Here is a 24,513-nt window from a genome sequence, read left to right as displayed (position 1 = left end):
GTCTCCTTTAGGAATAGTTGGAATGCAAGGGGCGGGAAAACGGCGGCGCGGGCCGGCGCCGCGAGAAAAACTCCGGGGTTTGCAGGCCGCCGCTTCAATCCGGCGCGGCGGGGCCGGCTAGGTGGGGCGCCAGCGCGGCGGGCACGCGCACGGGCATGTCCAGCAGCAGGAACGACAGGGTCTTGCCGTGGCTGTCGAGGTTGAGCGCATCGTTCACGCCGCCGTCCAGCACGTCGTCGATGACCACGTTCATCGCGTGCAGCAGCGGCAGCGGGTGGCGCGCGACGCGACCGGGGGCGCGGTGCGCGAACTGCCGCGCGACGGCCTCCTCGGTCACCTGCTCCAGCAGCACGGGCCAGAGCGCCGGGTGCCAGGCGATGACGCTGATGTTCGAGCGGTTGCCCTTGTCGCCCGTGCGGCCGTGGGCCAGCCGGTACAGGGGCACGGTCAGGGTGTTCGGGGATGCGGTGCTGTCCATGCCTGCGGCCTGCGGTGCGTGTGCTTGCGTCATGCGGCCTCCTCCAGCAGCCGGTAGCCCGTGGCCACGGCCTCGCGGGGCACGAGGCCGGACGCCATGCCCAGGCGCGGGCGCACGGAGGTCCGCACGCCGCCGCCGCCCGCGGGGCCGCAGGTGTAGAGCGCCGTGACCTCGCGCACCAGCCGCTGCGCCACGGCGGCGTCGCGGTGCTGCAGCGCCAGGCGCAGGCGCACGTCCCGCGCGCCGTCGCCATCGCTGGCACCCGGGCCGCCCAGGCCCCGCCCCGCATCGTCGGCCCAGGCGCTCATCACGCCGATCAGGTCCGCGCGCAGGCCGGCGCCGGCCTCGGCCATGCGCTCGCGCACCACGTCCGCCGCCAGCCGCGCCCGGGCACCGGCCCGCGCGCCCGCATAGGAGATCTCGCCCTCGGCGAACCAGCCCGACTCGAAGCACACGTTGACCTTGAGCGAATCCGGCCGGGGATGCCCGCGCACGCCTTCAAGGCGCACCCGGTCGGGGCCCTCGGCGGTCACGCGCGCGGCCGTGATGTCGGCCACCACGTCGGGGGTGAGGTAGGCGGCGGGGTCGTGCAGCTCGTACAGGAGCTGCTCCTTGACCGTGCGCTCGTCGATCCGCCCCCCGGTACCGGCCGGCTTGGTGATGGTGCAGTCGCCGCTCTCCCCGATCTCGGCGATCGGGTAGCCCAGGCGGGCCAGGCCCGGCACGTCCTTGTAGCCCGGATCGGCGAAGTACCCGCCCGACACCTGCGCGCCGCACTCCAGCAAGTGGCCCGCCATGGTGGCGCGCGCGAGCCGGTCCCAGTCGCGCGGCGACCAGCCGAAATGCGCCATGGCCGGCCCCAGCACCAGCGAGGGATCGGCCACGCGGCCGCACACGACGATGTCGGCCCCGGCCTTCAGCGCATCGGCGATGGGCTCGGCGCCGATGTAGGCATTGGCGCTCACGATCGGATCGGCGGGCCAGGCTCCGCCCAGTGCCGCGGCCAGCACGGGCCGGTGCGCCTCATGACCCAGATCGTCGCCCCACACGACGGCGATGCGCGGCGCGCGGGCCCCGAGCTCGCGCGCCAGCACGCGGATGCGCTCGGCCGCGCCGGCCGGGTGGGCCGCCCCGAAATTGCTCACGATGCGGATGCCGTGCTGCAGGCACTGAGCGAGCACGGGGCGCAGCAGATCGTCCAGCAGGGGCTCGTAGCCCGCCTGCGGCCGGGCGCGCCGGGCCAGCTGCGCCAGGGCCAGCGTGCGCTCGGCCAGCGTCTCGAAAATGAGCACCGCCGGGCCGCCGGCCTCGATCAGGGCCCGCACCACGGGCAGCGCGGCATCGGTGCGGTCGCCGGAAAACCCGGCCGCGCACCCCACGCGCAGGATGTTTGCATTCGCCATCGTCGTTCTGTCTCCTGGGGGCGACTGTAGAAGCCGGCGCTTCTTCCGTGAAATAGATTGTTAAGATCGATTGATCCGGATTTCAGATCAATCCACGCCCCAGCGCCGGGCCCGCCATGCACCTCTCCAGCCGCCACATCGATGCCTTCCTGGCCCTGGCGCAGCAGCGCAGCTTCACGCGGGCCGCCTCCCTGTGCCACCTCTCGCAGCCCGCATTCAGCGCGCTCGTGCGCTCGCTCGAAGAGGGCCTGGGGCTGCGGCTGTTCGACCGCAGCACGCGGCACGTGGACCTCACGCCCGAGGGGCTGGACTTCCTGGAGTCGGCGCGGCGCATCCGCGCGGAGATCGACGATGCCCTCGCGGCGGCGCAGGATGCCGCGCAACTGCGGCGGGGGCGCGTGTCGCTGGCGCTGCTGCCCTCGCTGGCCGCGGGCTGGCTGCCCGGCATCCTGGCGGGCTTTCGCGCCGCCCATCCCCGCATCGAGCTGGACATCGCCGACGTGCTGTCGGAGCCCTGCATCGAGCGCGTGGCCTCGGGCCGCGCCGACTTCGCGCTGGCCGCGATCCGCGCGGACACGCCGTCGCTGCAGGCCGAGCCCTTCTGCGCCGACGGCTTCCACCTCGTCTGCCCCGCCGACCATCCGCTGGCGCGCCGCCGCAGGAAAGGCGGCCTGCAGGTGACGGATCTCGCGCAATGGCCCTTCGTGCACCTGGCCCGCACGAGCAGCGTGCGGCAATATCTCGAAGCCGCCATCCATCCCCATGCCATGAACACCCTGATCGAAGTGGAGCAGCTCGCCACCGTGATGGGCATGGTGCGCGCGGGCCTGGGCATCAGCGTGGTGCCCACGCTCACGCTCTTCCACTTCGCGCATCCCGGCATCGCCACGCGCCCGCTCGCGCTGCCGGGACTCACGCGCCAGATCTATCTCGTGCGCCGCCGCGACCGGGGACTGTCGGTCGCGGCGCACAGTCTTTATGAACGGGTCTTGGCACACCGGCCACGGGTGTGAGATAAAAAGCAAAGGCGGAGAGCCCCGACCGCCTCCGAACGCCCGCCCCCCCTTTCACCCTGTCCATGTCCACTGCGCTTCCGGATTCCACCCTTCCCTCCGCCCCCCACCCGGCCCCGGACTTCGGCGACAACCGCTCGCTGCAGGCCACGATCTGCTTCGTAGTGCTGGTGACCCTCCTGCTCATCGGTTCGAACGTCTGGCTCGCGTGGCGCGCGCGGCAGGCCGAATGGCACCAGGCCCAGGCCTTCGGGCAGAACCTGGGCCACGCGGTGGCGCAGCAGATGGACAGCATGTTCTCCGAGATCGACCGCGTCCTGGACGGCATCGTGTACGAACTGGAGCGCGAGGAGATGGCGCCCGACGCGCTGGAATCCCTGCAGCCCGTGCTGGTCAACCACGTGGCCCACACCGACCACCTGCACGGGTTGTTCATCTATGGCAAGGACGGCAGCTGGCTCGTCAACACGCAGCCCGTGCAAAGGCCGGGCGCCAACAACTCCGACCGCGCCTATTTCATCCACCACCGCGACAACCCCAGCACCCGGACGCTGATCGGCAGCCCCATCGTGAGCCGCTCCAGCGAGGCCTGGATCATTCCGGTATCGCGCCGCATCAACGACTCCGAGGGCCGGTTCGCGGGCGTGGCGCTCGCGACCGTGCGGCTCAACCACGTGCTGGGCATCCTCAACGGCTTCGACGTGGGCCCGGAGGGCGCGATCGCGCTCTCGCACTCCGACGGCACGATCATGGTGCGCCGCCCCTTCTACATGGAGGACATGGGCCGCAGCATCGCCGGCTCACCGCTGCACGCGCGCCTCATCCAGAGCCGCTCGGGCTCCATCGTCACGCCCTCGCCCATCGATGGCGTGCGGCGGCTCGTCACCTTCGAGCACACGCGGAACAACCCGCTGGCCATCGCCGTGGCGCAGTCGGAGGACGACGTGCTCGCGCAGTGGCGCGAGGCCACGTCCGTGCAGGCGGTGGGCATCTTCCTGCTGCTGAGCGTCGTCGGCATCGCCGGCGGCTACGTGATCCGCACCGTCAAGCGCCGGCAGGACGCCGAGCGGCAACTGATCTCGGCCCACGGCGAGCTGATGCAGGCCCACCTGCGCCTGGAGCACATGGCCGAGCACGACGGCCTCACGGGTGTGCACAACCGCCGCGCCTACGACCGCCGCATCACCGAAGTGCTGGCGCAGTGCCGGCGGAACCGGCGGCCGGTCTCCGTGGTGATGTTCGACGTGGACCTGTTCAAGAGCTACAACGACATCCTGGGGCACCTGCAGGGGGACGAATGCCTGCGGCAGGTGGCCAAGGCGCTGTCGGGGGCCATCCGCCGGCCCGGCGACTTCATCGCGCGCTATGGCGGCGAAGAATTCGCCATGGTGCTGCCCGAGACCGACACCGCCGGAGCCTACCTGGTGGCGTCCGCGGCGCGCTCGGCCGTCAGCGCCCTCGGTATCCCCCATCCCGGAAGCCCGTTCCGGCACGTCACCGTCAGCGGCGGCGTGGCCAGCTGCGCCTGGGACTGCGCCGATAGAACGCCGCGCGACCTGACAGGCCGCGCGGACACCGCGCTCTATGCCGCCAAGCAGGAAGGGCGCAACCGCGTCGCCGCGGCAGCCGAGGCCCCTGCGCCGGCCGGCGAGCCTGAGCACGCCACCGCGGGCGAAGCGCACTGAGCGGCAACCGGTTCAGAAACGCCAGGCAGGCCCCCGGCCCCCAGGCGCTGGCACGAAGGCCGCCGTCAGATCCAGTTCTCTTGCAGCGGCGCGTGGGCGGGGAACATATTGAGATACTGGACCAGCCTCGGCCGATCCGCCCTATTGGGCCGGCTGCCGTGCGGCAAGGCGTGGTGCCAGATGATGAGGTCGCCAGCCCTTCCGGCCAGCGGCGTGGCCCCCAACAGGGTGAGATCCTGCTGCCGCGCGGACGAGGGCCCGCCCGGCAGGCCCGCCAGCCAGGATTCGAGCCGGCGATGAAAACCGGGGACCAGCGTGAACGCCCCCTGCTCCGCCTGCGTATCCGTCAGGTACAGAATGCCCTGGGTGCCCATCGGCACGGGTGTCTGCAGGCTGACGTCCCAGTGCAGGTGGGGGCCGCGGAACGGGTGGGTGGCCGTCTCCGGCGCATTGAAGCCGACGCGGTCCGTGGTGCTCCACAGATCCGCCGTGCCCCACAACTGGGCGAAGGCCTTGTGGATGCGCCGGCTGCGGCGGTTGCGCTCCAGCGCCGCGTGGTGGAAGAGCTGGACCATGATCCCGTGCTCATTGGGCGGATACCACGTGGCGGGGTCGCCAGGGTCCGCGCCCAGAACGCGCCAGATCTCCGCCGCCACCGCCGCGGCATCCTCGGCGGGCACCGCATCGTGCAGCACGACATAGCCGTGCTCCTCCCAGAAGGCCAGATCCCGGGCCGACAGCACGGGCTCCATCCGATCCACCGCCGCCAGCGCGTCGCGGGTTGCGGGTGGCAGTGGCCCTTCGTTCATGGCGGCATCGAGGCGCGCCACGGTATCGGCCGATGGCAGGCCCGCGCGCTCGGCCACCCAGCGCTCGAACGCCGCATAGGTGCCGCCCCCTTCACGCCCGAACCAGGCATAGAACGGCTCCAGCCCGATCCCCAGGGCATGCAGCACCCAATGGTCCCGCCGCCCCTGCCGCGCCGAGAGCGGCGCCGACCGCCCTTCGCGCACCATGGCAAAGCGCGACCAGACCTCCTCCAGACACGGCGGCAAGGCCCCGCACTGATCCTGCACCCTGGCCATCGTCTGTGGCTCCCGCATCGGTATCCCCTCTCGCATCGTTGATCGCCTTGTTGCGGCCCTTCCGGCCCCTCGCTCCCACCCGCCCTACTGCAAAGCCCTCGCCGGCCCGAAGCCGGAGAAGCGATCGGCGACGGCATGCCCCTTTCGGCGCCAGGGCGCCTCCACCCAGCGATAGCTCAGCTCCACCAGCAGGAACAGCACCAGGCCGCCCACCAGGACGAAAACCAGCCCGCCCAGGAAAGAGGCATCGGACACCGAAGGCCAGAGCCGCATCACCCAACGCCGGGCCAGCGCGAAAGCCACGATGTGCCCCAGATACAGCGAGAAAGACCTCGCGGCCACCTTCTGCAAGGCCTTGCGAAGCCACCCATCCGGCAGGACATACCCTTTTTCATACGAGGCCAGCCAGACCAGCAGCATGCTGGCAACGGCGGCGAAGCCGACCGGATTGCGGGTCCACCCCAGCGGCTTCATCAGCACCAGGGCGGCCACCAGCCCGATCGCCAGCACGGGGAAACGGATCTTGCCCAGGATGCCGGGCTCCACCCCTTTCAGGAACCGGGACTCCTTGTAGACGGCCAGCAGCACGCCGAACGCGATCGCATCGGTGCGGATGAAAGACAGGAGGCCCGACCAGTGGTCGCGCGCCACGGGAAGCTGGAACGCGATGACCAGCGCGATGAACAGGGGAAACCATTTCCTGAAGACCCATATCGAGATCGGCAGGAGCAAATAGAACTGCTCTTCCAGCGACAGGCTCCAATACATGTGCAAATGCTGGCAGGCATTCGAGAACCCTACGGTGCAGGAATAGAAGTGCAGATTGGCATAGTGCAGGACCGCCGAAATCGCATCCGAGAAAAACACCCGGTCGCCGTGGAGCACCAGGGAATAATTCACGATCCCCAGCGCCGCGATCCATAGCCACGCAGCGGGAATGATCCGGTACCAGCGCCGGATCCAGAACCGGACGACCTCCACCCAGAATTCCGCCCCCCTCGCGGATGCGAGCACCGGCAGCAGCCCCCTGGCGATCACGTATCCGGAGATGCAGAAGAAAAGATCCACCCCGGACCAGAGGCCTTCGACCCATCGGTATATCCCGGGATCGGGGGTTCCCAGGAGCGCCGGGTAATGGTGGATGATGACGAACATCACCGCGACGGCCCGCAGCACTTCTATTTCCAGATTCCGATGGTTATTAGAAACGGCTTGACTCATGAACGACAACAGAAAATCTCGACAGAACCCTGGTGAATAGCGGACCCATCACGCAAGAAAACAGACCACCCACGAGGAAAAGACATCCACCGTGAATGGCCGGCGACGGACCATCAAGGGTGGCCGGCGGCGATTCCCGATCCGGACGGCGTCCAGTGGAAACGCGCCAGCCAGGCTCCCAGCACGATGCAAGGGGCCACGAACACGGCGGGAATCGCGACGGCGTCCCAGTAAACCGTTGCCGATATCTCGGCCGTACCCCAAACCACGACGGGGTAGAGCGCAATGCTGCCAAGGCCCAGAACGACGCCGAAGACGGGCCAACTGCGATGGAGTCTTCGGTCTCTCACCCAGGCAACCGCCATGCGGATGTGCACGAGCCATGCGTAACCCCATACCAGGGCACCGACGCAGAAGATTTCCGGCGTACCCACAAACCATTGCGTGACCAGCAGGAAAACCGACCCCAGAAACCCGAAGGACGAGAGCGCATACGACGCCAATGCCCACCAGAGCCTCGATGTATTCATGACCCCTCCCCCGATGAAGGCCCGATGGTAGCCTCCAGAAACGAGGAAACCCGCGCGCGGCGGGCTTCATTCCAGGGGCTGGCGATTGCACCTTCCGGCCTCGCCGTGGCGGCCACGCGCCCAGGCACGCCGTGTCAAAAAAGCCGTACGGCAGACGCGGCCCCTTCAGGGCACGGAGATCACTCGCCGTTGCCGTGCGAGCAGCTTTCGCACCCGTTCGGCATCACCCTGCAGGCCCCGACCCGGAAGGCAACGCCGCCGCCATCTCCTGGGCCGCACGCTGGTGCACCGCGTCCGCGTGCAGGGATTCGCTGAACTGGTCCACGATCACCGCCCACGGTGCGTCGGCCTTGAGTTGCTCGGTCAGGAATTGACGCTGCGCATCGCTCCAGTACGGCGCCTCGGCCAGGCCGACGTCGGTCGCCAGTTGGTGGGTTTTGATGAACTGGGCGATTGCCGGCGGGCTTTCGTCCAGCCCCAATTGCAGGAACAGGTTGGTCATCGTCGGTTCGGTGGTGATCATGGTGACTCCAATGCACTTCGATGCACACACGGTAGTCGTGTTTGCGTGCAGGGCGCGTCGGACAACGCGGCGTATGCGCCACCACGATCGTTGCCGCTCCCTATGAATTGGGGAGGAACTACCGGGCCATGCCCGATCGCACTTACAATAATATTGCAACCAATTGTTGCAAACCCTGCAAGCAGTGATTCCCCCGTGGCTTCGCCCCGCCATCGCCTTCGCATTCACAAAAACCATTAATACATTTCACCAGGAAATCATGAAAAAGATCGCCTTGATAGTTTTGACATCGGCATTATTCACGGGCTGCGCTTCTGTACAGATGGAAAGCAAGGAAACCTCGGACAAGGCCAAGGAATTCGCTCCACCCACGGCTGGGAATTCCGGTCTCTATATTTACCGAGATGGCTTCATCGGCAAGGCTCTCAAGAAAGATGTCATGGTGGACGGGAAATGCATCGGGGAATCAGCCCCCGATGTTTTCTTCTATACGGAAGTCTCGGGTGACAAGGAGCACGAGGTTTCCACCGCCTCTGAATTCACGCCCAACAAGCTGTCCATGCTGTTCGAATCCGGCAAAAATTACTTCATAAGGCAATATATCAAGCTCGGCGTCATGATTGGAGGGGCCGATCTTGAACTGATCCCCGAAGAACAAGGCAAGGCAGCCGTGGCAAAGCTCGCCATGGCCAAGCCAGGTACCTGCAGCGAGTACTACGTCGCACCGAAGTAATCAACGGGTGGGGCCGGTGCTGGCGCCAGCCCCTGAGCCGTCCGAATTACGGCCGTTCATCGACGGGCCGGGGAATCCAAGGGATCGACCGGCTGGTGCGAGCCGGGCAGCAGGCGACGGCACGCAGGCAATGGTGAGATCCGATCACAGCGCCAGGGCCCATGACAGCTCACTTGGCACCTGTCCGCAGAGGCTTGGGCTGGTATGCCCGCAGAGGGGATGAAACAAGAAAGCCGCTACAACTTTGATAGCTGTAGCGGCTTATGTTTTTGGTAGGACGTACAAGATTCGAACTTGTGACCAACGGATTAAAAGTCCGCTGCTCTACCAACTGAGCTAACGTCCCACACTGTTGCGGTAGCAAAATTTATCTACTGCAACAAAGCCTCAGATTATAGCGCCTATTTCACCGCCCCCGCGCTACCCGACAACCGATCCAGCACCCACCCCGCAGCGCACTGTCCAAACGTTGCCGTGACGGATACGACCGAGCCGTATCCGTGGCAGTTCAGCGAGCCGTCGCCCGTGGCATCGACGGTGCAGGAGGCATGGGGGGGCGCCACCGCCTCGCGGCTGAAAACGCAGGCGAGGCCGATGCGGCGGCCCTCCTTCGGGGCGCCATGGCCCTTGCGCAAGCGGTATCTCAGCTGGGCCAGCAGCGGGTCGTGGGTCGTCTGCGACAGGTCGTCGATGTCCACCTTGTGCGCGAGCCGCTTGCCGCCCGCGGCGCCGACGCTCACGAAGGCACGGTGCCGCCCGGCCAGCGCCCAGGCCGCCATGGCGGTCTTGGCCTGGACCTGGTCGCAGGCGTCGATGATGGCATCCACCCCCGCCGGAAGGATCGCGGGCCAGTTGCCGGGCTCCACGAACTCCTCGATGCCCTGGACCTGGCAGCCGGGATGGATCAATGCGATGCGGTCGCGCATGGCCTCGACCTTGGGCTGGCCCACCGTGGTGGACAGCGCATGGATCTGCCGGTTGATGTTGGACTCGGCCACGTTGTCGAGGTCGATGAGCGTCAGCCGCCCCACCCCGCTGCGGGCCAGCGCCTCGGCGGCCCAGGAGCCCACGCCCCCGATGCCGATGACCGCGACGTGGGCGCCGCGAATGCGGTCCGCCCCCTCGACGCCGTAGAGGCGGTCGAGCCCGCCGAAGCGGCGCCGGAGGTCGGCGCCATCCTCCGGCGATGGCACGGGGGGGATCTGCGACACGCTCAACCGGCTCACCGCAGGCGCGCGAGGCGTTCCTTGGCCGCGGCGGCGGCCTCGGCCTGCGGGTATGCGCGGATGAGGTCTTCCAGCGTCTTGCGGGCGCCTCGCGTGTCCTTGAGCTCGATCTGGCAGTTGGCGATGGACAGGGCCGCTTCCGGTGCGCGCGCGTGGTCGGGCGCGGCGGCCAGCAGGGCCTTGAAGTTGTTGATCGCTTCCTTGTAGTCGCGCGTGGCGTACTGGGCGTTGCCCAGCCAGAAACGCGCCGAGGGCACATAGCCGCTGCGGGGATACTGCCGCAGGAAGTTGCCGAACACGGACACCGCATCGGGGAACTTGCCCGACCGGAAGACGGCCAGGGCCGCGTCGAAGTCGCGTTTTTCCGCGGGGTCCGCCTGGAATTCCTGGCCATCCACCGTGACCTTCACGGGCTCGAACTGGCGCAGGCGCTCGTCCACGCCCTGGGCGATGTCCTTCTGCCGCTTCTGCAGGTCGGCCGCATCGCGCAAAAGCTGCTCGTTCTGGCCCCGCAGGGTGGCCTGCTCGGACCGCAGGGCTTCGATCTGCGATTGCAGGTCGATCAGGCTGCGGCGCATCTGGGCGCTTTCCTCCGACGCACGGCGCTGGTCTTCGCCGCTGCGCTGCTGCAGCGCATCGATGCGCTGGCGCAATTCGAGGATGGCGCGGCGCGCCTCGTCGTCCTCGAAAAGCGCCGCGTGGCTGGAAGAGGCGCCGAAGGCGGCGGCCAGCGAGAGAACGGCCAGCGCCACGGCGTTGCGGGCCCGGGCCCGCTGCTGCACGGAGGAAGTCATCAACGGTAGGAGAGTTCAGCGCGGCGGTTCTGCGCGTAGGCGTCCTCGGAGCCGCCCTGCACGGCGGGCTTTTCCTTGCCGAAGCTCACGGCTTCCACCTGGCTGTCCGGCACGCCGAGCAGGCCCAGGGAACGGCGCACGGCCTCCGCGCGCTTCTGGCCCAGGGCCAGGTTGTATTCACGGCCGCCACGCTCGTCGGTGTGGCCTTCGATCATGACCTTGCGGCCCTGGTTGGCCTTGATGAAGCGCGCGTGCTGCTCGATGAGCGACTGGAACTCCGGCTTGACGACGTAGCTGTCGAAGTCGAAGTACACGATGCGGCTCACGCCCACCGGGCCGGCCGCGTCGCGCGCGGACTGGTTCAGGTCCACCGGCGCGACACCGCTTTGCGAATTGCTGCCGGTATTGGCGCCATCGGGCACGGTGGATGTCGCGCCCTTGTTTTCGACGGGCACGTCTTCCAGCTTCACGCCGGAACTGCAGCCCGCCATGAGGGCTGCCACGGTCAGGGCCAGGGAAACGCGTTTGAAAGGAAGGTTGATCATTGGGAAGGTTCTCCTCTAGTCCAGATGGGTCGAGTTCAGGAAAGTGCGAAAAAGTTCAGGTCATTGCTTCTGGAACGGGCCCCAGTCCGGCTCGCGGATGTCTCCGCTCTGGCCGGCGAGGCGTGCCTTGATCTTGCCGTCCAGCGTGGAGGTCATGAGCGCCTCGCGCCCCTGCTGCTGGGTGGCGTAGACGATGAGCCGGCTGTTGGGGGCAAAGCTGGGATTCTCGTCGGCCGTGGTGTCCGTGATGGCGGTCGTGGTGCCGGAGGCGAGGTCCATGACGTGCAGTTTGAAGGCCCCCCCGACCCGGGAGATGTAGGCCAGCCACTTGCCGTCCGGGCTGATGCTTGGCGAGATGTTGTAGGTGCCGGTGAAGGTCACGCGCTCGGCATTGCCGCCCGATGCGGGCACGCGGTAGATCTGGGGAGCGCCGCCGCGGTCGCTCACGAAGTAGATGCTGCGCCCGTCGCTCGAATACGTGGGCTCGGTGTCGATGCCGGCGCTCTGCATCAGGCGGCGCGGCTCGCCGCCGTTGGCATCGATGGTGTAGAGCTGCGAATTGCCGTCGCGGCTCAGCGTGACGGCGAGCGTGCGGCCGTCCGGCGCCCACGCCGGGGCGCTGTTGGAGCCCCGGAAGTTGGCGATGAGCCGGCGCCGGCCCGAGGCGACGTCGTGCACGTAGACCACGGGCTTGCGCGATTCGAACGACACGTAGGCCAGTTGGCCGCCCGAAGGCGACCAGGCCGGCGAGATGATGGGCTCGGGGCTGGAGAGGGCCGACTGGGCGTTCTCGCCGTCGGCGTCCGCCACCCACAGGCTGTAGCGGCTGCCGGCCTTGGTCACGTAGGCGATGCGGGTGGAGAAGATGCCGCGCTGGCCGGTGAGCTTCTCGTACACGTAGTCGGCGATCCGGTGCGCGACGAGGCGCAGGTCGGCCTGCGTGACCACGAAGCTCTGACCCCCGAGGTCTTCGCCGCGCACCGTCTCCCACAGGCGAAAGCGCACGTCGTAGCGGCCGTCGGGCAGGCGCGTGACGCTGCCGGTGGTGAGGGAATCCGCGCCCTTCTGCTTCCACTGGGCCACGTCGGGACGCGAGGTCTCATCGAGCTGCGGGCCGGAGGCATCGATGGCCCGAAACTGCCCGCTGCGCTCCAGATCGGCCTGGATGATGGCCGAGATCTTCTGCGGAGCGCCGGCCTCGCCGCGGAAGGGCGCGATGGCGGTGGGCAGCTGGGTCATTCCCACGCCGGTGATCTCGACGCGGAACTGGGCCAGGGCGGGAAGGGAGGAGGAGGCTGCGAGGGCCGCGATGGCGCGGCGTCGCGTGGGTTGCGGCAGGGCCGCAGAGGAGGTATGGACTGGACGATCTGAAGTCATTGGCAGCGTTCGGATACCGGGCCATTCGCCGGTGGAAATGCCGGAGGACGAGGGTCGAATGTTACACACTGGCCGCATACCCCTGTGACAAACTGTGCGAGTTGGCGGCGCAGTCCTACGTAGAATCCGCGCCTCATGCAAGCCCCTGCCCCTCCGCAAGCCCCGGCGACCGCCCCTCCCTCCCCCCCGCTGCCCCTCGCCGCCCGGCTGCGGCGGTTGTCCGTGTACTTCGGCGGGCAGCGCCTCGCCTGGTCGCTCGCCGTGCTGGCGACGCTGGTGGGCGCGGTGACCGAGCCCCTGATTCCCGCGCTGCTCAAGCCCCTGCTGGACGAGGGCTTCACCGAGGGTTCGCTGCAGCTGTGGATGGTGCCCGTCGCCATCATGGGCGTGTTCCTGGTGCGCGGGCTCGCGCAGTTCGTGGGCCAGTACGCGCTGGCGCGCATCGCCAACGAGGGCATGCTCAAACTGCGCGAGTCGCTGTTCGAGCGGCTGCTGGCGGCCGACATGGCGCTGTTCACACGGCAGTCCGCCAGCGCCCTGTCGAACACCGTGGTCTATGAGGTGCAGACCGGCGCCACGCTGCTGGTGCAGGCCCTGATGGGGATCTCGCGCGACGGCTTCACGCTGGTGGCGCTGCTGGGCTATCTGCTCTACCTGAACTGGCAGCTCACGCTCATCGTGGCCGTGGTGGTGCCGGGCGTGGCGTGGATCATGAAGACGCTGTCGCGCCGCCTCTACCAGATCACCAAGAGCAGCCAGCAGGCCACCGACCAGCTCGCCTACGTGGTGGAAGAGAACGTGCTCGCCCACCGCATGGTGCGCCTGCATGGCGCCCAGGCTGGCCAGCTCCGCCGCTTCGGCGCCCTGAGCAACAGCCTGCGGCGCCTGGCGATCAAGGCGACGATCGCCTCCGCCGCGATGACGCCGCTCACCCAGTTGCTCGCGGCCGCCGCGCTCTCGGGCGTGATCTGCGTGGCGCTCTGGCAAAGCCACGCCAGCGATGCGCGCGGGGTGACGGTGGGGGGCTTTGCGGCCTTCATCACGGCCATGCTGATGCTGATCGCACCGATCCGCCGCCTCGCGGACGTGGCCAACCCGGTGACGCGCGGCGTGGCGGCGCTGGAGCGCGGGCTGGCGCTGCTGGAGAGCACGCCGGCCGAGACCGGCGGGCAACATGCGCCCGGCGCTCGCGCGCAGGGCGCCCTCGTGCTGGAGGAGGTGACCGTGGCCTTCGGGCCGGACCAGGCCCCCGCGCTGGACCGCCTGGACCTCGCCGTGCGGCCGGGCGAGATCGTCGCGCTGGTGGGGCCGTCGGGCGCGGGCAAGACCACGCTGGTGAACCTGCTGCCGCGCTTCCTGCAGCCCACGCGGGGCCGCGTGCTGCTCGACGGGCAGCCCATCGCGGACTGGAGCCTGCCGGCGCTGCGCGCGCAGTTCGCGATGGTCAGCCAGGACGTGGTGATGTTCAACGACACGGTGGCGGCCAACGTGGCGCTGGGCGCCGAGGTGGACGAGGCGCGCGTGCAGGCCTGTCTTGCGGCGGCGAACCTCGCGGACCACGTGGCGGCGATGCCGCAGGGCATCCACACGGTGGTGGGCCACAACGCGACCCAGCTCTCGGGCGGCCAGCGCCAGCGCCTCGCGATCGCCCGCGCGCTCTACAAGGACGCGCCGATCCTGATCCTGGACGAAGCCACCTCGGCGCTGGACACCGAGTCGGAGCGGCTGGTGCAGGACGCGCTGCAGCGCCTGATGCGCGGGCGCACCACGCTCGTGATCGCGCACCGGCTCTCGACCATCGAGCATGCCGACCGCGTGGTCGTGATGGAGCGCGGCCGCATCGCGGAGCAGGGCTCGCACGCCGAGCTGATGGCGCGCGGCGGGCTCTACGCGCGGCTGCAGGGCTCGGCGGCCCAGGCCGGCTGAACCGCCTGCCGCGTCACCATTGGCCGCGGTTGGGCTGGCGACGGCGGATGGCTTCGGCGACCAATTCGGACATGTCCTGCCGGGCCGCGCGCCGGGCGAAATCGGCGGCGGTGAGGCCGACCTGGTTCTTGAGCGTCGGGTCGGCGCCCTGCTCCAGCAGGAAGCGCGCCACCTCGGCCCGGCCGTAGCTCACGGCCATCATGAGCGGCGTGGTGCCGTTGGGCGATTCGGCGTCGATGTAGGCGTCGTTGTCGATCAGGAGCCGCGCCAGTTCCAGCTGCCGGTCGGTGGTGCCGGAGGCCGCGTAGTGCAGCGGCGCCCAGCCGGTCTTGTTGACGTCGGCATCCTTGGCGATGAGCGCGCGCGCCGCTTCGAGCTGCCCGCGCAGACTGGCGATCATGAGCGGGCTCTCGTCCTTGGCGTTACGGGCCTCCACCTTGATGCCCGGTGCTGCCATGAGGGCCTTGAAGGCCTGCATCGACCCCTGCTGCAGGGCCAGCGTGAGGCCCACCTCGCCCTTCGGGTTGCGCGTGTTGGGGTCGAATCCGCGCCGCAGGAGCGACGCGATGTCGCCGGCCTCGTCACGCACGATGGCCGTGAAGAAATCGTCGTAGGCGCCCGCGTGCGCGCAGGCGCCGCACAGGCCCGCGCCCGCGAGAGCGACCGAGGAGACGAAGGAACGGCGGGACAGCGTCATGGCGTGGGGGGGCTCCGGAAGAACAGCGTGTCGAAATTGCGGCTGGTGGCCTCGCCCACCGCCTCGGCGTCCAGCCCCTTCAGCTCGGCGATCTGCCGGGCCACGAAGGGCACGTACGAGGGGTTGTTGGTCTTGCCCCGGTACGGCACGGGCGCGAGGTAGGGGCTGTCGGTCTCGATGAGCATGCGGTCCAGCGGCACGAAGGCCGCCACGTCGCGCAGCGCCTGGGCGTTCTTGAAGGTGAGGATGCCCGAGAACGAGATGTAGTAGCCCCGGTCCAGCGCCGCGCGCGCCACCTCGGCCGTCTCGGTGAAGCAATGGAACACGCCGCCCGCGCGGTTGCCGGCGCCGTCCTCGCCTTCCTCGCGCAGGATGGCCAGGGTGTCGTCCGAGGCGCTGCGCGTGTGGATGACCAGGGGCTTGCCGCAGGCGCGCGCGGCACGGATGTGGGTGCGGAAGCGCTCGCGCTGCCATTCCATGTCCGCGATGCTGCGGCCGCCCTTGCGGTCTTCCATGCCGTAGTAGTCGAGGCCGGTTTCGCCGATGGCGATCACGCGCGGCAGCGCGGCGCGGTCCAGCAGGTCCTGCACCGAGGGCTCGGTGACGCCTTCGTTGTCCGGGTGCACGCCCACGGTGCTCCAGAAGTTGTCATGCGCCAGGGCCAGCGCATGCACGGCCCCGAATTCCTCGATGGTGGTGCAGATGCACAGCGCGCGGTCCACGCGCGCGCTGGCCATGGCCTCGCGGATGGCGGGCAGTTCGGCGGAGAGTTCGGGAAAGCTGAGGTGGCAGTGCGAATCGGTGAACATGGGTCGCTCGGAAGACGGGGTGCGCGCGGGATGCGCGGCGCCAAGAAAAATGCCGGCCGCGCGGGCCGGCATGGCATGGCACCCGGGCGCGGTGTCAGATGGTTTGCGTGGGCCGCTCCGATCCCAGTGCCGTGCCCAGGATCTCCTCAATGCGGGTCTTGAGCAGCCGGGATTTTTCGTCCCGGGGGAACTGGATGCCGATGCCCTGCGTGCGGTTACCCGCGGCGCGCGCCGGCGTGACCCAGGCCACACGGCCCGCCACGGGATAGCGCTGGGTGTCCTCGGGCAGGGTCAGCAGCACGTAGACGTCGTCGCCCAGGCGGTAGTCGCGCTGCGTCGGCACGAAGATGCCGCCCTCGGCGAAGAATGGAATGTATGCCGCATAGAGCGCCGCCTTCTCCTTGATGGCCAGCTGCATGACGCTGGGGCGGGGTGCGCTGGATGGGGGGCTCGTGTTGGGCATGTCGATCTTTCAATGGCGGGAGTTTAGGGCGTTTCGCGCCTGCGCAACAAGCGACTCCAGCATGAGGCCGGGGTTGAACGGGTGGTCCGCGGTGCGCGCCTCCCGGGCAAGGGCGCGGGCCCAGCGGGTCAATGGCCCCACGCCCGGCGGGGTCGGCAGGTCGGCTTCGGCGAAGTAGCGCGGGGCGGCGCCCACGCGCCGCGCGAGCAGGTCGTGGCAGAGCTTTTGCAGCGCATCCACGGCCTCGGCGGGCGAAAAATCGCCCAGCGCCGTGGCATCGCCCTGCGCGACGGCACGCGGAAGCCGGGCCCACGACTGCGGGCTGCGGCCGGCCTGCGCGAGGGCCAGGGCATCCTCGGGGCGGCCGCCGCTCGCACGCAGCAGGTCGGCGGCGGCCTCGGGGGCCACGCCCTGCCCGGCCAGCCACGCCAGCGAATCGGACTCGGCCGGCCATTGCAGCGTATGGCCCAGGCAGCGGCTGCGGATGGTGGGCAGGAGCTGGTGCGCGGCCTCGCTCGCGAGCACGAAGCGCACGTCGCCCGCCGGCTCCTCCAGGGTCTTGAGCAGCGCGTTGGCGGTGATGGTGTTCATCTGCTCGGCCGGATAGACCAGCACCGCCTTGCCCCGCCCGCGCGCCGAGGTGCGCTGCGCGAACTGCACGGCGTCGCGCATGGCCTCCACGCGGATCTCGCGGCTCGCCTTGCGCTTCTTGTCGTCGATTTCGGCCTGGGCCTTCTCGGGCAGCGGCCAGCCGCGCTCGATCATGTCGGTCTCGGGCATGAGCACGCACAGGTCGGCATGGGTGCGCACTTCGATGGCGTGGCAGCTCCCGCAGTGCCCGCAGGCGCCCTCCGGCGAGGGCGCGTCGCAGAGCCAGGCGCGGACCAACTCCAGCGCCAGGGCGTACTGGCCCAGGCCCGAGGGGCCGCTGAGCAGCCACGCATGGCCGCGCTGGGCCAGCAGCCGCCGCCGCTGCGCGGCGATCCAGGGGGAGACCAGGGTGCCGGACGGATCGCTCATGGGGCCGCCTCCGGGCCGCCCGCGGCCCCGAGCACGCCGCGCGACCGCAGCACGGACAGCAGCTGCTCCCGCACGGCCTCGCGCGGCCGGTCGGCATCGAGCCGCGCGAAGCGATCGGGGTCGGCGGCCGCCCGATCAGCATAGCCCCGGGCCACGCGGCGGAAGAATTCGACCGGCTGGACCTCGAAGCGGTCAGGGGCGCGCGCGCCCGCGAGCCGGGCCGCCGCCACGTCCGGCGGAACGTCGAACCACAGCGTGAGATCAGGGTTGAGCACCGGATCGGCCTCATGTCGCAGTCCTGCCTGCGTGATGCGCTCCAGAATCGATAGCACCTCGCGGTCGAAGCCGCGCCCCGCGCCCTGGTAGGCGAAGGTGGCGTCGGTGAAGCGGTCACACAGCACCACCTCGCCGCGCGCGAGGGCCGGCGCGATCACGGCGCGCAGGTGGTCGCGCCGGCCGGCGAACACGATGAGCGATTCGGTGAGCGCGTCCATGGCCTCGTTCAGCAGCAGGGTGCGCAGGGTCTCGGCCAGGGGCGTGCCCCCGGGCTCGCGGGTGACCGCGACCGTCCGGCCCTCGGCGCGCAGCGCCTCGGCCACGGCCTCGATGTGCGAGGACTTGCCCGCGCCGTCGATGCCTTCGAATGTGATGAACCAACCCCGTCGCTGCATGGAAGAAAACCTCTGGTGGTGCGTGCCCCGGGCCGGTCGCCCGCCGCAGGCCCTATTGCTGCGGACCCTGCCCGCGCTGGTAGCGGTTCACGGCCCGGTTGTGCTCGTCGAGCGTGGGACTGAAATGGCTCGTGCCGTCGCCCCGGGCGACGAAGTAGAGCGCGCTGGTGCGCTCGGGCTGCACGGCCGCGATGAGCGAGGCCTTGCCCGGCATCGAGATCGGCGTGGGCGGCAGGCCGGCGCGGGTGTAGGTGTTCCAGGGCGTGTCGGCCAGCAGGTCGCGGCGGCGCAGGTTGCCGTCGAACTTCTCGCCCATGCCGTAGATGACGGTGGGGTCGGTCTGCAGCAGCATGCCGGTGCGCAGCCGGTTGGAGAACACGCCGGCGATCTGGCCCCGGTCGGAGGCGCGGCCGGTTTCCTTCTCGACGATGCTCGCGAGGATGAGCGCCTCGTCCGCGCTCTTGAGCGGCGTGTCGGCGGCGCGTTGCGCCCAGGCGGCCTCCAGCCGCCGGTCCATGGCGTGCAGGGCGCGGCGCAGCACGGCGAGGTCGCTCGTGCCCTTGGCGTAGGTGTAGGTATCGGGGAAGAAACGGCCCTCGGGGTGCACGCCCGGGCGCTCCAGGCGGGCCATGACGGCGTCGTCGGCCAGGCCCTGGGTGTCGTGCCGCAGCTGGTCCTCGCGGCCCAGGGCCTGCCGGAACTGCCGGAAGGTCCAGCCCTCCACGAGGGTGACGGCGCGCAGCGCCTCCTCGCCGCGCACGAGCTTTTGCAGCAGCCCGAAGGGCGTGGTGCCCGGGGGGATCTCGTAGTTGCCGGCCTTGATGAGGCGGTCCTTGCCCGAGACGCGGAACCAGGCGTAGAGCAGGCGCGGATCGGTGTCCACGCCCGCGGCCACGGCCGCCGCCGCGACGCCGCGCGGGGTGGTGCCGGGCTCGATCTCCAGCTCCAGCGGCTGTGCGGCGCCCGCGCCGGAGGGCGCGCGCAGGGGCAGGGGCTGGTGCAGCCACCAGTAGCCCGCGCCGGCCGCCGCGATGGCCACCAGCACGATGAGAAGGAAGAAACGGCGCACGACCCGATGAACCCAGAGGAAAAGGAGCCGGGCATGATAATTCACGCCATGACGTCCCCCTTGAATGGCCTGGCCCCCCTCAGCGGGCTCGGCGTGATCCGCGTGGCAGGCGAAGACGCGGCCAAATTCCTCCACGGCCAGCTCACGCAGGATTTCCTGCTGCTGCCCCCCGGCCAGGCCCGGCTGGCGGCCTTCCTCTCGGCCAAGGGCCGCATGCAGGCGAGCTTCATCGGCTGGCGCCAGGGCGAGGCCGAGGTGCTGCTGGTGTGCAGCCGCGACGTGCTCGCGCCGGTGCTCAAGCGGCTCTCGATGTTCGTGCTGCGCGCCAAGGCGCGGCTCTCCGACGCCACGGCCGACTTCGCGCTGTGGGGGCTCGCGGGCGATGCCGTGCCGGCGGCGGCCGGCGCCGCGCCGCCGCCCTGGAGCCAGGCCGACACGGACCTCGGCACACTCGTTCACCTCTACCCCGCCGCCGGCCAGCCGCGCGCGCTGCTGGCGCAGCCCGCAGGCAGCCCCGCCCCGCAGGGCCCGGCCCTCGCGCCCGGCCTCTGGGAGTGGAGCGAAGTGCAGAGCGGCGTGGCCACGGTCACGGCCCCGCTCGTGGACCTGTTCGTGCCGCAGATGCTCAACTACGAATCCGTGGGCGGGGTGAACTTCAAGAAGGGCTGCTACCCCGGCCAGGAGGTGGTGGCGCGCAGCCAGTTCCGCGGCACGCTCAAGCGCCGCACATACCTGGCCCACGCGCCCGAGGCCCTCGCCGTGGGCGCCGAGGTGTTCGCGGCCAGCGATGCCGAGCAGCCCTGCGGCACGGTGGTGCAGGCCGCCGCCGCGCCCGGGGGCGGGTTCGACGCGCTGGTGGCGCTGCAGGTGGCCGCCACCGGCGAGGCGCTGCGCGCAGGCGGCCCCGAGGGCGTGCCGCTGGCGCTGGGCGACCTGCCCTACGCCCTGCTCGAAGACATCTGAGCGTCCCATGGCGCTGCGTGTCACCCACGGCCCATGAACCGACGCCACGCCACCCCTCAGACGGCCGCGGAGCAGGCCACGCCAGCAAACGCCGTGGAGCGGGCTCTGCCCGGCCACTGGCGTTGTCCCCCTTCCCGCAGGAGAAGGGGGAAGCGGCAAAGCCGCTCAGGGGGATGTCACTTCAACCCTCGCCGCATGTTCACGTGCGGCAGGCCCGCCTCCTCGTAGGGAGCCCCCTCGGCCTCGAAGCCCGCGCGGCGATAGAAGTTCTCCGCGCTGCATTGGGCATGCAGCGTGACCCGCCGGTCGCCACGCGCCTGTGCCGCAGCGACCAGCGCGTCCAGCACGGCCCGGCCCCAGCGCTGGCCGCGCACGGCGCGGTCCACGGCCATGCGGCCGATGCGCGCCTCGCCCGGCGCGGGCTGCAGCAGCCGGCCGGTGGCCACGGGAAGGCCGATGCGGTTGTAGGCCACGGCATGCACGGCACCGGCGTCGAGCGCGTCGGCCTCCAGCGCGGGGTCGATGCCCTGCTCCCGCACGAACACGGCCATGCGCAGGCGCAGCGCGTCCTCGCCGAGCGTGGCCCAGTCGCCCACGCGCAGCTCCACCACCTCGTGGCCGGCCTCGAACGCGTCGATGAGCGCGCGCAGCGCGGCGGGCACGGGCCGGGAGGTCTGGCTGGCCGCGTCGGCGAACACATAGACCAGCTCGCCCGACACCAGCAGCCGGTCGCCCGCGAAGATGCCGGCCTCGAACCGCAGCGAGCTGGTGCCGATGCGCGCGCAGCGCAGGCCCACGTCCAGCACGTCGTCCAGCCGCGCGGAGGCGTGGTATTCGAGCGTGGCCTTCTTCACGTACAGCTCGCCGCCGAGCGCGCGCATGCCCTCCTCGTAGGGCATGGCCAGCGCCCGCCAGTAGGCGGACATGGCGGTGTCGATGTACATCAGGTAGTGGCCGTTGAAGACGATCTTCTGCATGTCCACCTCGGCCCAGCGCACGCGCAGGCGCTCGGCGCAGCGGAAATCAGCGCGGCGCATGGGCGGCCTCCTCGGTCAGGGGATCGGGCAGGCCGAAGGCCGCGCGCAGGGCGGCGGCGGCGTGGACGTGGGCGGTGCGCGCCTCGGGGATCGCGCGGCCCATCTTGATGAATTCGTGGGTCACGCCGCGGTAGATCTCCAGGTCCACCGCCACGCCGGCGGCGCGCAGCTTGTCGGCATAGGCCACGCCCTCATCCACCAGCGGATCGCATTCCGCGAGCCCGATCCAGGCCGGGGCCACGCCGTCCACGTTATCCGCGTTGAGCGGGGCGAAGCGCCAGTCGTCGCGCTGCGCAGGGGTCACGTAGTGGCCGAAGAACCAGGTAATGGCCTGCGCCTCCAGCACGAAGCCGCGCGCGTACAGCGCGTGCGAGGCCGTGTCCTGGTGGGCCGTGCAGCCCGGGTAGAAAAGCATCTGCAGGGCCAGCGGCAGGCCGGCATCGCGCGCCTGGATCGCGGCCACCGCGGCCAGCGTGCCGCCCGCGCTGTCGCCGCCCACGGCCAGCCGCGCGGGGTCGGCGCCGAGGCGGCCCGCCTGCGCGGCGATCCAGGCGAGCGCATCCCAGGTGTCTTCCACCGCCGTGGGAAAGCGGTGTTCGGGCGCGAGCCGGTAATCGAGCGAGACGACCATGCAGCCGGCCCGGCGCGCCAGCTCGCGGCAGAGCGTGTCGTGCGTGGCGATGCTGCCCACGGTGAAACCGCCGCCATGCAGGTAGAGCAGCGCCGGCAGCGCCCCGCCGCCCTCGCGGGGCGCATAGAGCCGCGCGGGCAGCCCGTGGCCGTCGCGCGCGGGAATGCGCAGGTCCTCCACGCGCGCCAGCGCGGGCTTGGGGATTTCGAGCACGCCCGCGCCCAGCTCGTAGGCGGCGCGGGCATCGGCCACGGGCACGGTTTCCATGGGGGCGCGGCGCGCGCGGTGCATGCGGTCGATCACGCCGCGCATCAGCGGCGTGAGCCGGTGCTGCGGCGCAGCCGGGGAATGAGGAAGCGGGGGGGTCGGGGCAGCGGTCACGGAAAGGGGCGGACGGGAAGCGGATCGGACATCCGGAAGCGCCGATCATCCCCCAAACCACGCCGGCCCGCCCCCGCCCGGCCGCCCTACTTGAACTGCACCCGCACGGGCTGCGCTCCCGGCAGGCCCTCGAACGTGGCCGTCACCGCCAGCCCGGGGCGCGGCGGCAGCAGCGCGGAGAACGAGCCCAGGCTCACCAGGTCGCCCGGCTGCAGGGTGATGTCTTCCTTCTGCAGCGCGCCGGCCAGCCACACCACCGCCTGGAGCGGATGGCCCAGGAGGTCGCTGCCGCGCCCGCCGCCCAGGCGCGCGCCCGCGCCATCGGTGAGCGTGACCGACATGGACGCCAGCGCGTCCAGCAGCGCATAGCGCTCGGCCCGCAGCGTCGGCACGGCGATGGGCGTGCCGGCCACACCCAGGCGCGCGCCGACGTTGTTCGCCGCCACGCCCGCGGCGTCCAGCTCGGACGGCGCCTGCACCAGCAGGTCGGGCAGCTCGATGAAGGGGATCACCTGGTCGATGGCGTCCAGCACCTCGGCGGGCGTGCGCGCGTGGTTGATGGCCGCGCTCTTCACGCGCACGAGCATGTCGGCCTCATAGACCGGCCGCGCGCCGAAGGCCGCGTCCACCGTGCTGCCCGAGGGCAGCACCATGCCGCCGTAGAGCTTGCCCCAGACGGGCTGGTCGGTCTTGAAGCGCTGCTGCACGGCGGGATTCGTCAGCGCGGCCTTGTAGCCCACGGGCTTGCCCAGGCGCTGTTCGAGCAGCGCGTTGAACTTGGCCCGCGTGCAGGCGGCGTCGGCCGCGCTCATCGGCCCGGGGTTGGCGGCGGGAGTGCGCGCGAAGTAGTTCGCCGCGAATTCCGCCACCTGGGCGTCGCCCAGGCAGGCGGCCTGGGCGCTTGTCGCGCAGGCGACCGCCAGCACGGCGGCAGTGAGGGTTTGCTGCAAGACCATGGTGAGCTCCGAAGGAATAGATTGATGCCGATGCGCGGCCGGGGCGGGCAGGCGGCCCGGCCGGGACGAAGGCCATGCACCGGCCGCCCGGAACGCGCGCCTTCCCACGATTTCCTGGCGGACACCACCATGGCCCTCATCCATTACATCACCCAGATCCAGGTCGAGTTCGGCGCGGTGCGCCAGCTCGCGCAGGCGTGCGCGCAGGCGGGCATCGGGCGGCCCCTCGTGGTCACCGACCCCGGGGTGCGGGCCGCCGGCGTGCTGCAGCCCGCGCTGGACGCGCTGGCGGACCTGCCCGTGGCCGTGTTCGACCAGACGCCCTCCAACCCCACCGAGGCCGCCGTGCGCGCGGCCGTGGAGATCTACCGCGCCCAGGGCTGCGACGGCCTCGTGGCGGTGGGCGGCGGCTCGGCCATCGACTGCGCCAAGGGCATCGCCATCGCGGCCACGCACGAGGGGCCGCTCGCGCACTACGCCACCATCGAGGGCGGCTCGCCGCGCATCACGGAGCGCACGGCGCCGCTCATCGCCGTGCCCACCACGGCCGGCACGGGCAGCGAGGTGGCGCGCGGGGCGATCCTCATCGTGGACGACCACCGCAAGCTCGGCTTCCACTCGTGGCATCTCGTGCCCAGGGCCGCGGTCTGCGACCCGGCCCTGACGCTGGGCCTGCCGCCCCGCCTCACGGCCGCCACGGGCATGGACGCGATCGCGCACTGCATGGAAACCTTCATGTCCTCGGCTTTCAACCCGCCGGCCGACGGCATCGCGCTCGACGGCCTGGCGCGCGGCTGGGCGCACATCGAGCGCGCCACGCGCGACGGCCAGGACCGGGACGCCCGCCTGCAGATGATGTGCGCCAGCATGCAGGGCGCCCTGGCCTTCCAGAAGGGCCTGGGCTGCGTGCATTCGCTCAGCCACAGCCTGGGCGGCATCGATCCGCGCCTGCACCACGGCACGCTCAACGCCGTCTTCCTGCCGGCCGTGGTGCGCTTCAACGCGCGGGACGGGGCCGTGCAGAAAGACCGCCGGCTGGAGCGCATGGCCCAGGCCATGGGCCTCGCCTCGGCGGGCGACATCCCCCAGGCCATCCACGACATGAACGCCCGCCTGGGCCTGCCCCCGGGTCTCGCGGCCCTGGGCGTCGCGCCTGCCGCGTGGGACGGCGTGATCGAGGGCGCGCTGGCGGACCACTGCCACAAGACCAACCCGCGCGAGGCGAGCGTGCAGGACTACCGGGAGATGCTGGCGGAATCGATGTAGCGCGGCGCGCC

25 protein-coding genes and 1 tRNA gene are annotated in these 24,513 nt (G+C 70.4%); 6 read left to right on the top strand and 20 right to left on the bottom strand.

The genetic code is table 11. The features are described 5' to 3' along the window. Nucleotides 1-94: 94 nt before the first annotated feature. Together AX018_RS03785 and AX018_RS03780 are read right to left on the bottom strand one after the other, a co-directional pair. Nucleotides 95-478 carry an AtuA-related protein gene (locus AX018_RS03785; protein ID WP_111875976.1) on the bottom strand — a complete coding sequence of 128 codons (384 nt, stop codon included), beginning with the start codon at nucleotides 476-478 and terminating at the stop codon, nucleotides 95-97. 29 nt (nucleotides 479-507) lie between these two features. Beyond that, nucleotides 508-1,881, bottom strand: a complete 1,374-nt coding sequence (locus AX018_RS03780) for an acyclic terpene utilization AtuA family protein (RefSeq protein WP_111875975.1) — start codon at nucleotides 1,879-1,881, stop codon at nucleotides 508-510. 116 nt (nucleotides 1,882-1,997) lie between these two features. Here AX018_RS03780 and AX018_RS03775 point away from each other — a divergent pair, with 116 nt between their 5' ends. Both AX018_RS03775 and AX018_RS03770 read left to right on the top strand, forming a co-directional pair. Continuing rightward, the gene (locus AX018_RS03775) at nucleotides 1,998-2,894 is read left to right on the top strand and encodes a LysR family transcriptional regulator (protein ID WP_111875974.1); all 897 of its coding nucleotides are present in this window, start codon (nucleotides 1,998-2,000) and stop codon (nucleotides 2,892-2,894) included. A gap of 65 nt (nucleotides 2,895-2,959) precedes the next feature. Then, complete coding sequence (locus AX018_RS03770) at nucleotides 2,960-4,579, top strand: sensor domain-containing diguanylate cyclase (protein ID WP_111875973.1); 1,620 nt, start codon at nucleotides 2,960-2,962, stop codon at nucleotides 4,577-4,579. Nucleotides 4,580-4,644: 65 nt separating this feature from the next. Here AX018_RS03770 and AX018_RS03765 read toward each other — a convergent pair whose 3' ends face one another. The 4 genes from AX018_RS03765 to AX018_RS03750 form a co-directional block, all read right to left on the bottom strand. Continuing rightward, nucleotides 4,645-5,682, bottom strand: coding sequence for a phytanoyl-CoA dioxygenase family protein (locus AX018_RS03765; RefSeq protein WP_245951413.1), 1,038 nt, complete (start codon nucleotides 5,680-5,682; stop codon nucleotides 4,645-4,647). Between the two features lie 66 nt (nucleotides 5,683-5,748). Continuing rightward, nucleotides 5,749-6,885, bottom strand: coding sequence for an acyltransferase family protein (locus AX018_RS03760; RefSeq protein WP_111875971.1), 1,137 nt, complete (start codon nucleotides 6,883-6,885; stop codon nucleotides 5,749-5,751). Between the two features lie 113 nt (nucleotides 6,886-6,998). Next, on the bottom strand, nucleotides 6,999-7,415 hold the full coding sequence (locus tag AX018_RS03755) for a hypothetical protein (RefSeq protein ID WP_111875970.1): 417 nt from the start codon (nucleotides 7,413-7,415) through the stop codon (nucleotides 6,999-7,001). Between the two features lie 223 nt (nucleotides 7,416-7,638). Next, nucleotides 7,639-7,938 (bottom strand): DUF2789 domain-containing protein, encoded by a 300-nt coding sequence (locus tag AX018_RS03750; protein WP_111875969.1) that lies wholly within the window; start codon nucleotides 7,936-7,938, stop codon nucleotides 7,639-7,641. Between the two features lie 259 nt (nucleotides 7,939-8,197). Between AX018_RS03750 and AX018_RS03745 the strand changes: the two genes are divergently transcribed. Then, complete coding sequence (locus AX018_RS03745; RefSeq protein ID WP_111875968.1) at nucleotides 8,198-8,671, top strand: DUF2846 domain-containing protein; 474 nt, start codon at nucleotides 8,198-8,200, stop codon at nucleotides 8,669-8,671. 270 nt (nucleotides 8,672-8,941) lie between these two features. Here AX018_RS03745 and AX018_RS03740 read toward each other — a convergent pair. From AX018_RS03740 to tolB, 5 genes are all read right to left on the bottom strand, one after another. Next, nucleotides 8,942-9,017, bottom strand: a tRNA-Lys gene (locus AX018_RS03740). Nucleotides 9,018-9,072: 55 nt separating this feature from the next. Beyond that, nucleotides 9,073-9,882 carry a tRNA threonylcarbamoyladenosine dehydratase gene (locus tag AX018_RS03735; RefSeq protein WP_245951412.1) on the bottom strand — a complete coding sequence of 270 codons (810 nt, stop codon included), beginning with the start codon at nucleotides 9,880-9,882 and terminating at the stop codon, nucleotides 9,073-9,075. Between the two features lie 11 nt (nucleotides 9,883-9,893). Continuing rightward, a complete protein-coding gene (gene ybgF / locus AX018_RS03730; RefSeq protein ID WP_170146173.1) occupies nucleotides 9,894-10,691 on the bottom strand; it encodes a tol-pal system protein YbgF in 798 nt (265 codons plus the stop codon). Next, nucleotides 10,691-11,236 carry a peptidoglycan-associated lipoprotein Pal gene (gene pal, locus AX018_RS03725; RefSeq protein WP_111875965.1) on the bottom strand — a complete coding sequence of 182 codons (546 nt, stop codon included), beginning with the start codon at nucleotides 11,234-11,236 and terminating at the stop codon, nucleotides 10,691-10,693. Before pal ends, ybgF begins: the two co-directional genes overlap by 1 nt. Nucleotides 11,237-11,296: 60 nt before the next feature. Next, the gene (gene tolB, locus AX018_RS03720; RefSeq protein WP_111875964.1) at nucleotides 11,297-12,613 is read right to left on the bottom strand and encodes a Tol-Pal system beta propeller repeat protein TolB; all 1,317 of its coding nucleotides are present in this window, start codon (nucleotides 12,611-12,613) and stop codon (nucleotides 11,297-11,299) included. A gap of 135 nt (nucleotides 12,614-12,748) precedes the next feature. Between tolB and msbA the strand changes: the two genes are divergently transcribed. Then, complete coding sequence (gene msbA / locus AX018_RS03715; protein WP_111875963.1) at nucleotides 12,749-14,539, top strand: lipid A export permease/ATP-binding protein MsbA; 1,791 nt, start codon at nucleotides 12,749-12,751, stop codon at nucleotides 14,537-14,539. Nucleotides 14,540-14,552: 13 nt separating this feature from the next. Here the strand turns inward: msbA and AX018_RS03710 are convergent, their stop codons facing one another. The 6 genes from AX018_RS03710 to mltG all read right to left on the bottom strand — a co-directional run bounded on the left by AX018_RS03710 (nucleotide 14,553) and on the right by mltG (nucleotide 19,268). Beyond that, nucleotides 14,553-15,236 carry an ankyrin repeat domain-containing protein gene (locus tag AX018_RS03710; RefSeq protein ID WP_111875962.1) on the bottom strand — a complete coding sequence of 228 codons (684 nt, stop codon included), beginning with the start codon at nucleotides 15,234-15,236 and terminating at the stop codon, nucleotides 14,553-14,555. Then, a complete protein-coding gene (locus AX018_RS03705; protein ID WP_111875961.1) occupies nucleotides 15,233-16,045 on the bottom strand; it encodes a TatD family hydrolase in 813 nt (270 codons plus the stop codon). The genes AX018_RS03710 and AX018_RS03705 overlap by 4 nt, the downstream gene beginning before the upstream one ends. A gap of 94 nt (nucleotides 16,046-16,139) precedes the next feature. Further along, on the bottom strand, nucleotides 16,140-16,508 hold the full coding sequence (locus AX018_RS03700) for a PilZ domain-containing protein (protein WP_111875960.1): 369 nt from the start codon (nucleotides 16,506-16,508) through the stop codon (nucleotides 16,140-16,142). Between the two features lie 9 nt (nucleotides 16,509-16,517). Then, on the bottom strand, nucleotides 16,518-17,528 hold the full coding sequence (locus tag AX018_RS03695; RefSeq protein ID WP_111875959.1) for a DNA polymerase III delta subunit-related protein: 1,011 nt from the start codon (nucleotides 17,526-17,528) through the stop codon (nucleotides 16,518-16,520). Further along, complete coding sequence (gene tmk, locus AX018_RS03690) at nucleotides 17,525-18,199, bottom strand: dTMP kinase (RefSeq protein ID WP_111875958.1); 675 nt, start codon at nucleotides 18,197-18,199, stop codon at nucleotides 17,525-17,527. Before tmk ends, AX018_RS03695 begins: the two co-directional genes overlap by 4 nt. A 52-nt stretch (nucleotides 18,200-18,251) precedes the next feature. Then, a complete protein-coding gene (gene mltG / locus AX018_RS03685; protein ID WP_170146172.1) occupies nucleotides 18,252-19,268 on the bottom strand; it encodes an endolytic transglycosylase MltG in 1,017 nt (338 codons plus the stop codon). Between the two features lie 48 nt (nucleotides 19,269-19,316). Here mltG and ygfZ point away from each other — a divergent pair, with 48 nt between their 5' ends. After that, complete coding sequence (gene ygfZ / locus AX018_RS03680) at nucleotides 19,317-20,231, top strand: CAF17-like 4Fe-4S cluster assembly/insertion protein YgfZ (RefSeq protein WP_111875956.1); 915 nt, start codon at nucleotides 19,317-19,319, stop codon at nucleotides 20,229-20,231. Between the two features lie 176 nt (nucleotides 20,232-20,407). Here ygfZ and AX018_RS03675 read toward each other — a convergent pair whose 3' ends face one another. The 3 genes from AX018_RS03675 to AX018_RS03665 form a co-directional block, all read right to left on the bottom strand. Further along, entirely contained in the window at nucleotides 20,408-21,268 is an 861-nt protein-coding gene (locus AX018_RS03675) for a YbgC/FadM family acyl-CoA thioesterase (protein ID WP_111875955.1), read from the bottom strand. Beyond that, nucleotides 21,255-22,211: an alpha/beta hydrolase gene (locus AX018_RS03670; protein ID WP_111875954.1), complete on the bottom strand. Its 957-nt coding sequence runs from the start codon at nucleotides 22,209-22,211 to the stop codon at nucleotides 21,255-21,257. The genes AX018_RS03675 and AX018_RS03670 overlap by 14 nt, the downstream gene beginning before the upstream one ends. Nucleotides 22,212-22,366: 155 nt before the next feature. Next, nucleotides 22,367-23,236 carry a 2-keto-4-pentenoate hydratase gene (locus AX018_RS03665; protein ID WP_111875953.1) on the bottom strand — a complete coding sequence of 290 codons (870 nt, stop codon included), beginning with the start codon at nucleotides 23,234-23,236 and terminating at the stop codon, nucleotides 22,367-22,369. 129 nt (nucleotides 23,237-23,365) lie between these two features. Between AX018_RS03665 and gbd the strand changes: the two genes are divergently transcribed. Next, nucleotides 23,366-24,502, top strand: a complete 1,137-nt coding sequence (gene gbd / locus AX018_RS03660) for a 4-hydroxybutyrate dehydrogenase (protein WP_111875952.1) — start codon at nucleotides 23,366-23,368, stop codon at nucleotides 24,500-24,502. Nucleotides 24,503-24,513 lie beyond the last annotated feature (11 nt).

Origin of the sequence: Paracidovorax anthurii (assembly GCF_003269065.1) — a bacterium.
GTDB lineage: Bacteria > Pseudomonadota > Gammaproteobacteria > Burkholderiales > Burkholderiaceae_C > Paracidovorax > Paracidovorax anthurii.
Note: the sequence above shows the minus strand (reverse complement) of the source record. Positions and strands in the feature narration are given on the sequence as shown.

What these genes read in the sequence shown, in the direction of transcription:
- AX018_RS03785 (WP_111875976.1), bottom strand. Translation starts at nt 478, where the DNA reads ATGGACAGCACCGCATCCCCGAACACCCTGACCGTGCCCCTGTACCGG.
- AX018_RS03780 (WP_111875975.1), bottom strand. Translation starts at nt 1,881, where the DNA reads ATGGCGAATGCAAACATCCTGCGCGTGGGGTGCGCGGCCGGGTTTTCC.
- AX018_RS03775 (WP_111875974.1), top strand. Translation starts at nt 1,998, where the DNA reads ATGCACCTCTCCAGCCGCCACATCGATGCCTTCCTGGCCCTGGCGCAG.
- AX018_RS03770 (WP_111875973.1), top strand. Translation starts at nt 2,960, where the DNA reads ATGTCCACTGCGCTTCCGGATTCCACCCTTCCCTCCGCCCCCCACCCG.
- AX018_RS03765 (WP_245951413.1), bottom strand. Translation starts at nt 5,682, where the DNA reads ATGCGGGAGCCACAGACGATGGCCAGGGTGCAGGATCAGTGCGGGGCC.
- AX018_RS03760 (WP_111875971.1), bottom strand. Translation starts at nt 6,885, where the DNA reads ATGAGTCAAGCCGTTTCTAATAACCATCGGAATCTGGAAATAGAAGTG.
- AX018_RS03755 (WP_111875970.1), bottom strand. Translation starts at nt 7,415, where the DNA reads ATGAATACATCGAGGCTCTGGTGGGCATTGGCGTCGTATGCGCTCTCG.
- AX018_RS03750 (WP_111875969.1), bottom strand. Translation starts at nt 7,938, where the DNA reads ATGATCACCACCGAACCGACGATGACCAACCTGTTCCTGCAATTGGGG.
- AX018_RS03745 (WP_111875968.1), top strand. Translation starts at nt 8,198, where the DNA reads ATGAAAAAGATCGCCTTGATAGTTTTGACATCGGCATTATTCACGGGC.
- ybgF (WP_170146173.1), bottom strand. Translation starts at nt 10,691, where the DNA reads ATGACTTCCTCCGTGCAGCAGCGGGCCCGGGCCCGCAACGCCGTGGCG.
- pal (WP_111875965.1), bottom strand. Translation starts at nt 11,236, where the DNA reads ATGATCAACCTTCCTTTCAAACGCGTTTCCCTGGCCCTGACCGTGGCA.
- tolB (WP_111875964.1), bottom strand. Translation starts at nt 12,613, where the DNA reads ATGACTTCAGATCGTCCAGTCCATACCTCCTCTGCGGCCCTGCCGCAA.
- msbA (WP_111875963.1), top strand. Translation starts at nt 12,749, where the DNA reads ATGCAAGCCCCTGCCCCTCCGCAAGCCCCGGCGACCGCCCCTCCCTCC.
- AX018_RS03710 (WP_111875962.1), bottom strand. Translation starts at nt 15,236, where the DNA reads ATGACGCTGTCCCGCCGTTCCTTCGTCTCCTCGGTCGCTCTCGCGGGC.
- AX018_RS03705 (WP_111875961.1), bottom strand. Translation starts at nt 16,045, where the DNA reads ATGTTCACCGATTCGCACTGCCACCTCAGCTTTCCCGAACTCTCCGCC.
- AX018_RS03700 (WP_111875960.1), bottom strand. Translation starts at nt 16,508, where the DNA reads ATGCCCAACACGAGCCCCCCATCCAGCGCACCCCGCCCCAGCGTCATG.
- AX018_RS03695 (WP_111875959.1), bottom strand. Translation starts at nt 17,528, where the DNA reads ATGAGCGATCCGTCCGGCACCCTGGTCTCCCCCTGGATCGCCGCGCAG.
- tmk (WP_111875958.1), bottom strand. Translation starts at nt 18,199, where the DNA reads ATGCAGCGACGGGGTTGGTTCATCACATTCGAAGGCATCGACGGCGCG.
- ygfZ (WP_111875956.1), top strand. Translation starts at nt 19,317, where the DNA reads ATGACGTCCCCCTTGAATGGCCTGGCCCCCCTCAGCGGGCTCGGCGTG.
- AX018_RS03675 (WP_111875955.1), bottom strand. Translation starts at nt 21,268, where the DNA reads ATGCGCCGCGCTGATTTCCGCTGCGCCGAGCGCCTGCGCGTGCGCTGG.
- AX018_RS03670 (WP_111875954.1), bottom strand. Translation starts at nt 22,211, where the DNA reads ATGCGCGGCGTGATCGACCGCATGCACCGCGCGCGCCGCGCCCCCATG.
- AX018_RS03665 (WP_111875953.1), bottom strand. Translation starts at nt 23,236, where the DNA reads ATGGTCTTGCAGCAAACCCTCACTGCCGCCGTGCTGGCGGTCGCCTGC.
- gbd (WP_111875952.1), top strand. Translation starts at nt 23,366, where the DNA reads ATGGCCCTCATCCATTACATCACCCAGATCCAGGTCGAGTTCGGCGCG.